The organism is Ligilactobacillus equi DSM 15833 = JCM 10991 (genome assembly GCF_001435735.1).
In the GTDB taxonomy this organism is placed as follows: Bacteria; Bacillota; Bacilli; order Lactobacillales; family Lactobacillaceae; genus Ligilactobacillus; species Ligilactobacillus equi.
The window spans coordinates 1-7533 of record NZ_AZFH01000117.1; the positions used below are offsets into that span (position 1 = coordinate 1).

General features: G+C 39.1%; 5 protein-coding genes. 4 read left to right on the forward strand and 1 reads right to left on the reverse strand.

What is annotated here, in order from left to right:
- Positions 1 to 248: 248 nt before the first annotated feature.
- Positions 249 to 2180 carry a sucrose-specific PTS transporter subunit IIBC gene (locus FC36_RS07360; protein ID WP_025021491.1) on the reverse strand — a complete coding sequence of 644 codons (1932 nt, stop codon included), beginning with the start codon at positions 2178 to 2180 and terminating at the stop codon, positions 249 to 251.
- 300 nt (positions 2181 to 2480) lie between these two features.
- Between FC36_RS07360 and FC36_RS07365 the strand changes: the two genes are divergently transcribed.
- From FC36_RS07365 to FC36_RS07380, 4 genes are all read left to right on the forward strand, one after another.
- Positions 2481 to 3974: a sucrose-6-phosphate hydrolase gene (locus FC36_RS07365; RefSeq protein WP_025021490.1), complete on the forward strand. Its 1494-nt coding sequence runs from the start codon at positions 2481 to 2483 to the stop codon at positions 3972 to 3974.
- A gap of 8 nt (positions 3975 to 3982) precedes the next feature.
- Positions 3983 to 4978, forward strand: coding sequence for a LacI family DNA-binding transcriptional regulator (locus FC36_RS07370; protein ID WP_023859984.1), 996 nt, complete (start codon positions 3983 to 3985; stop codon positions 4976 to 4978).
- Between the two features lie 87 nt (positions 4979 to 5065).
- Positions 5066 to 5980 carry a magnesium transporter CorA family protein gene (locus tag FC36_RS07375; RefSeq protein WP_025021489.1) on the forward strand — a complete coding sequence of 305 codons (915 nt, stop codon included), beginning with the start codon at positions 5066 to 5068 and terminating at the stop codon, positions 5978 to 5980.
- 168 nt (positions 5981 to 6148) lie between these two features.
- A complete protein-coding gene (locus FC36_RS07380; RefSeq protein ID WP_025021488.1) occupies positions 6149 to 7348 on the forward strand; it encodes an MFS transporter in 1200 nt (399 codons plus the stop codon).
- The last annotated feature ends 185 nt before the right edge of the window (positions 7349 to 7533 follow it).

Genomic DNA, 7533 nt, shown 5'->3' on the forward strand with positions numbered 1-7533 from the left:
GGGGCAATTCATCACCCGAACAAAGTTCGGGAGTCTTCTTGCCCCTGTGATAAAAAAGTCGCTAGATTGGGGAACCTAGCGACTTGGGAGAAGTATTATGAAAAAGTTATTTTGTGTTATTAGCTTATGTTTATAAGATACCGTGAATTTATGACCTTTTTGTGAAGATTCTTTTCTTTCTTTGCGACTATTTCCTTAATTCCTGGTAAAGAAAAACAGCCTAGCTCAAACTAGACTGTTCGCCAAGCTTATTTTGAAAGCCCGATTAAATTATCACCATGGTTCACTTGACCAGCAACGTGACCTACACTAGTGTAGTTTGGTGTGTTAGTTACAATCACCATCACCGTTGTGTCGTAACCTGCAGCTTTGACTGCGTCTAAATCAACGGTACCTAGCTTGTCACCCTTCTTAATCTTTTGACCTTGCGTCACAAAGCTTTCAAAGTATTGCCCTTTCAAATTAACCGTATCAATTCCGATGTGAATTAAAACTTCCGCACCATCATCTGATTTCAAACCATAAGCATGTTTAGTTTCATAAGCAACGGTAACTTCACCATCCACTGGGGCAAAGACTTCACCATTAGTTGGAACAATAGCAGCTCCATCACCCATTAACTTAGTTGAGAAAACATCATCATTGACTTGAGATAAATCTACTACTTGACCAGCAACTGGGGCTAAAACATCTTCGTCAGCCACACCAGCAACTTGGGCAACTTCTGTTTGTGCTTGAGCAACTTCTGGAGCTACATCAGCTGTAGTTTCAACTGCAGATACATTTTCCAGCGCAGCAATACGATTGCGACCGTAAAGGTAAGTCAAAGCAAAGGCTACAGCGAAGGAAATTAATTCAGCCACAATGTACATTGGAATTGACTTAGGGTAAATGGATAAGAATCCTAAGAAACCAGCAGATCCCATAGAAGCAGCTTCAACACGAACTAAGCCGGCAAAAGTTGCAGCCACTCCTGAACCGATTAAAGCACAGAAGAATGGGAACTTGTACTTCAAGTTAACCCCGAATAAAGCTGGTTCGGTAATCCCAAGTAAAGCAGAAACCCCGGCTGATGAAGAAAGACCCTTCATCTTCTTATCTTTCGTAATAAACCAAACGGCAAAAGTTGCAGCCCCTTGAGCTACGTTAGCCATCGAAGCAGTAACAAAGATAAAGTCCCCAGCACCCTTGCCTTGAGCAAAGGCTGTTACTAATTGGGTTTCGATTGCTGGGAAACTTTGGTGTAAACCAGTCATAACAATAGCTGAGTAAGTTAAACCAAAGAGCCCCATCCCGATGAAACTGGTCGTATCGTATAACCATACAAAGCCGTTAGTAATCCAGTCTGAGACAGTCTTCATCACTGGACCAACGATTGTGAAGGTTAAGAACCCAGTAATCATCAAGGAAAGCAAAGGTGTAAACGTAAAATCAACCGCAGAAGGCAAACGCTTGTGGAAGAATTTTTCTAAGACAGATAAAATCCAAACGGCAGCCAACACTGGAATAACTTGGTAAGCATAATTCGTTTGTGCAACGTGAAGACCAAACAAATTCCAGAAATGATCTTTGCCTAACAAGTCAGGAGTGGTCATAATCATCCCCATGGCTGCTCCTAAGAATTGGTTAGCCCCAAAACGTTTAGCAGCAGAAATCCCGACTAGAATTGGCATAAAGATAAACGGCGCTGCTGACATCAATTGAATCATGTCAGACATACCCTTGATATTAGGGTACATTTGAACTAAGGACTTAGGTCCGAATAATCCTGCCGCTGTCAAGAAATTGTTGAGGGCCATCAACAAACCACCTGCAACCAAAGCAGGAATAATTGGAACAAAGATATCTGACAAGAGCTTAATAAAGGCCATTACCGGATTTGGCTTGTTGTTAGACTCAGCAATTTTCTTTAAATCATCAGTCGAAACTTCTGATAACCCTGTCTGCTTGATTAATTCGTCATAAACGAAATCAACATCCCCAGGTCCGATAATAACTTGGTATTGGCCGTTTGTCTTAAAAGTCCCCTTCACCCCATCGTTACGGTCAAGGGCGGCTTGGTCAATCTTGCTGTCATCTTTAAGTACTAAACGTAGCCGCGTCGCACAGTGAGCGGCAGCGACCATATTGTCTTTACCAATGGCATTAATGACATCGGTTGCAACTTTTTTATAATCCATTGCCATAATTGACACTCCTTTACAAAATTTCATTTTGAATAACATAACAAATATAATTTCTTGTAACCGATTTCTCTTAGCTACATTTTTATGATAACGCATTCTTAAAATATGTCAATCGTTTAGCATAAAAAAATTATTTTTTTCTAAATTTACATACTTTTTATTATTATTCTAGATTTTTCTGATTATCAATTTCTGATAACGTTTGACATAAATTTGAGAATAACTTAAAATTAAAGAGGATATATAAACGTTTTCATGATTAATCTAATAACTTTTTCAAGGAGGAATTAACCTATGGAATGGACCACTGAACTACGTTATAAACCCTATGAAGAATGGAGTGCACAAGAACTCCTTCAGCTTCAAGCTCAAGCAGCTAATTCTCAATACCAAATGGCCTACCACATTCGTCCTCAATCAGGACTTTTAAATGATCCTAATGGTTTTTCTTACTATAATAATCAATGGCATGTTTTTTATCAGTCCTTCCCATTTGGAGCTGCTCACGGTCTCAAATCTTGGATGCACTTGGTAAGTGATGACCTTGTTCACTGGCGCAATTTAGGTTTAGCTTTAGCACCAGATACACCGCTCGATAGTCATGGTGCCTACTCTGGTTCGGCTGCTGTCATCGATGATAAATTACTTTTAATGTATACCGGCAACGTGCGTACTAAAGAATGGGAACGAATTTCCTACCAAAACGGTGCTTGGTTAGATAAGAATGGGAAAATTACTAAACTCCCTAAGCCATTAATTGAAGCTCCTGAACATGTAACTGAACATTTTCGCGACCCTCAATTATTAAAATATCGTGGTGAGTACTACGTAATTTTAGGGGCTCAAGATAAAACCACCCTTTCTGGAAAAGTTGCCCTCTTTAAATCTAAGGACTTGGAAAAATGGCAAGATCTCGGCTATGTTGATTTTACAGATGACGTTATGGGATACATGATTGAATGTCCAAATTTAGTCTTTATTGATGACAAACCTGTCTTAATTTTTTGTCCGCAAGGGCTTGAGCACGAAGTAGCAGATTATCAAAACATCTACCCTAATATGTATGTTGCTGGTGAACACTTTAAATTTAATGCCGGTAAACTTCAAACCCAACAAAAAGCACCTATTAACCTTGACGATGGTTTTGATGTTTACGCTACACAAGCCTTTAACGCTCCTAACGGTAAGGCTTACGCGATTTCTTGGGTTGGTTTGCCTGACTTAGCTTACCCTAGCGATAGCGAAAACTGGGCCGGTTGCCTTAGTCAAGTCAAAGTCTTAAGTTTGGATGCAGACGGTAAATTGATACAACAACCTGTACCTGCCATGGCTGACTTGCGCCAAGCCGGGACGGTTTTACGCCCCGAAGCCAACTACAATCAACGCCAACAATTAGTCTATCAAGCAGGTAAGCACTACGAACTCAAACTTAATTTAGATGCTAACCAAAGCGGAAGCCTTCACCTAGCTGCAAATAAAGACGCTAGCCAAAGCTTGAAAATTGATTTTTCAACGCAGGACCATGGTTACATTACAGTTGATCGTGCACACACCGGGATTTCTTTTAACGAAGAATATGGTACCACTCGCACTGTTAACTTTGACCAGGCTAACCGCTTAGAACTCGATATCTTTATTGACGGTTCCCTCTTTGAAATTTTTGTTAACGGTGGGCGCCACGTGATTACTGGTCGCTTCTTCAGTCAGCCAGATAATCAACAAATTGCTTTGACTTCAGAAATTGCTCTTGACTTCACTGGAACTTACTGGCCACTTCAAGGAATCTAGGTGATAATATGACGCGACCAAAATTAATTGACGTAGCCAAAAAAGCTGGCGTTTCTGCCACCACTGTTTCACGGGTTATCAATAATTACGGTTACCTCAGCGAAAAAACTAAATCCAAAGTGTTTGCAGCCATGGAAGAACTCAATTATCAACCTAACTCTTTGGCGCGTTCCCTACACGGAAAGGCAACCAAGCTAATTGGGGTTATCTTCCCTACCATTACCAATCCATTCTTCGCTGAATTAATTGAAGAAATTGAAAAAGCCTGTTTTGCTGATGATTATAAATTAATCTTATGCGATGCTGGCTACAATGCGCAAAAAGAAAAAAACTATCTTAAAATGTTACAAGCCAACCAAGTTGATGGGATTATTGCTGGAACTCACAACTTAGGCATTGAAGACTACAATAAATCAGGACTGCCAATTGTAGCATTTGACCGTAACTTATCTGATCAAGTTCCAATTGTTTCTTGTGACAACTTCTCCGGGGGACGTCTAGCAACTAGTGAACTCTATCAAGCAGGTTGCCGTCATATCTTCTTTTTAGGTAGTGCAAATGTTGCCAACAACCTTCATCCCACTAATTCACGTTTAGAGGGGTATCTCGATTTTATTGACAGTGTCGGCTTAACTCGCCATGTTCATTCGGTAGCTTATTCTGAATCTGCTGCGGTCAAAAAGGCTATCATCAAAGAAATTTTACAGAAACACACGGTAGATGGAATTGTCTGTACTGATGACTTAACCGCTTTACTCGTAATTCAAATTTCCCAACAAATGGGTCTGCAGGTACCCCAAGATGTAAAGGTGGTTGGGTTTGATGGCACCAACTTTCTTCAAACTTACCACCCTGAACTAACAACCATTGCTCAACCTATTCCGGAAATTGCTAAACTTTTGGTTACTTTACTTCAAGAAAGAATTAATGACCCCCATCAGCCACTGAAACAAAAGCGTTATGAGCTGCCAGTAAAGGTTATTCGTTCTACTACTAGTATGTAAAATACCCCCCTAATTTCCAGTAATTAGGGGGGCTTTGTGTTAAAATATGGTAAGTACTTAATTTGATTACGAGAGGTGATAATTGTGATTACGCGTCAAGAAATTAATGGTAAAGCTACCCTCAACTATTCTTGGTATGATGTTAACGAACTTAACGAAAGTGATATTCGCCAGTTAAAGCGTCTTTTTCGCTTAACCCCCGCGATTTTAAACTATATTTCGGACCGCCATGAGCGTCCTCACTATGATTATGATGTCCACACCCAAAGTGAATTGATTGTCTATGATGTGCCCATTTGGCCCAATAAAGAAGTCGAGCACTTTACTACGCGTCCAATTATCTTCTTACTGCAAGGTACAACGGTCTTCACCTTCCACAATGATGAAACTGCCTATGTTTTTGAAAAGTTTAAGGCTGACCGCATTAAAGAAGTTTCAACCGCGACCGAATTTATCATGACCTTCCTCTTGCATGCCACGAACTACTTTAACCAAGCCTTAGATAAAATTAATAATGAACGTAATATCTTGGATCGTAAGTTAAATGGTCATATTATTAACCACGACTTATTACAATTAGCCCAAATTGAAAAAAGTTTGATTTACCTTTCTTCTAGTATTAAAACTAACTTGATGATGTTAGAAGACTTGCGCCATACGCCATTGACACTTCAAATTACCAAAGAATCCCAAGAAAAATTGGACGATATTTTGATTGAAATGGAACAAGCTTCTCGCGTCGTGCAAATTGCCAATGATGTGACCGGAAAAATTTCACGGACTTCAAATAATATCTTGAATAATAACCTAAACGACACTATGAAATTTTTAACTGGTTGGTCAATCATCCTGACAATTCCCACAATTGGGACCGGATTTTATGGTATGAACGTGGACCTCCCTTTTATGAAGCTACCCCTTGCTTGGCTTTTGGTTAGTGGTATCCTTGTTTCCTTGATGCTAATACTCTATTGGTTCTTAAAGCGTAAAAATATTCTTTAACTCTCAAGTCACCTCTAGGTGGCTTTTTTTATTTAAAATTATTAATATTATAACTTTTTTCTATCAATTCTTTAACTTTCTCAATTAGATTTTTTAAAGAAAACGTTTTATATTTATAATGTAAACTTTGATAAATATATCACAATCTATAGTGGAAGGACCGATTTAATGACTAATCAAATACTCTCCAAAAACATGCGTTTTCGCTTAGTTTTCAGCCTCTATCTCAATTATATTATTCACGGTTTTGGCTTAATTATTCTTGCACAAAATATGACAACGCTAAGCGATTACTGGTCAACTAGCCTCAAGATGGTTTCTTTTGTTATCTCAGGAATTGGAATAGGACGGTTATTAGCCTATCTGATTACTGGATACCTTTCTGATAAATTAAGTCGTAAATTCTTTGTTTATCTAGGAATGGCTTGTTATCTCTTTTTTGCAATTGGTATAGTTTCTACAAAAAGCATCATTTTTGCGTACTTCTGCGCAATTCTTGCCGGAATCGCTAATTCTGCGTTAGATGCCGGAACTTACACAACCTTGGTAGAATTAAATGATGGTAATGGACAAGCAACCGTGCTTATCAAAGCTTTTGTTTCAGTGGGTGAATTTATCTTGCCTCTCCTAATTGCAGCTATTCATGGAGCAAATTTATGGTTTGGCTGGTCTTTTATCTCCATGGTGGTCCTACTAATTTTAAATGCCATTCTCTTAATACCTTTAAAATTTCCACAACCATACCAAAATGAGAAAAATACCCAAGAAAAAATTGAACAGAGACAACAAAGTAATTTGGGACGGATTATTGCTACAGGAGCCCTAGTTTTATACGGCTACACTTCCATGGCACTTATGATTTGGTTTACCCAATGGATTACCCTTTTTGGTGAAAAGGTTGCGGGATTCAACACGACACAAGCTCACTTGCTCCTATCACTTTATAGCGTTGGTTCCATTTTGGGAGTTCTTTGTTTGTACATTTTCTTAAATCGTAATATTAGTGAAGGACCAATTCTAATTATAATGAATATTTTAGCTACTTTAGCACTCGGAATTATTCTCTTGAGTCATACACCTTTACTTTCTCACATTGCTAGTCTGCTCTTTGGCTTTTCAGCTGCCGGAGGAATTATGCAAACTGGTTTAACGGTCTTCATGAAACTTTACCCTACTCGACGCGGATTTGTGACCGGAATTTTCTATTTCTTTGGCGCTATTGCCTCCTTTACTGAACCACTTATTTCCGGTGCCTTATCCGATATCAGCATTCAAGTTGCTCTGGGAGGCGATTTCTTCGTTGGACTAATTGGTATTGGTTTAGTAACTGTTATTAATTTTGCCAGTCGTCAAGCCTTTGAGATGTGATTTTCCACAAAGTATATCATTAACTGTCATTGAACATTAATCGAGTTTATAAAACCACCCATCCTTTTGAAGTCAACAGGACGGGTGGTTTTAGGTACAAAAAAAGCCACCAAAGTGACTTTCATAAGTTGCACAGCAACGTCCTACCCTCACAGGGAGCGATCTCCCAACTACTCTCGGCGCTA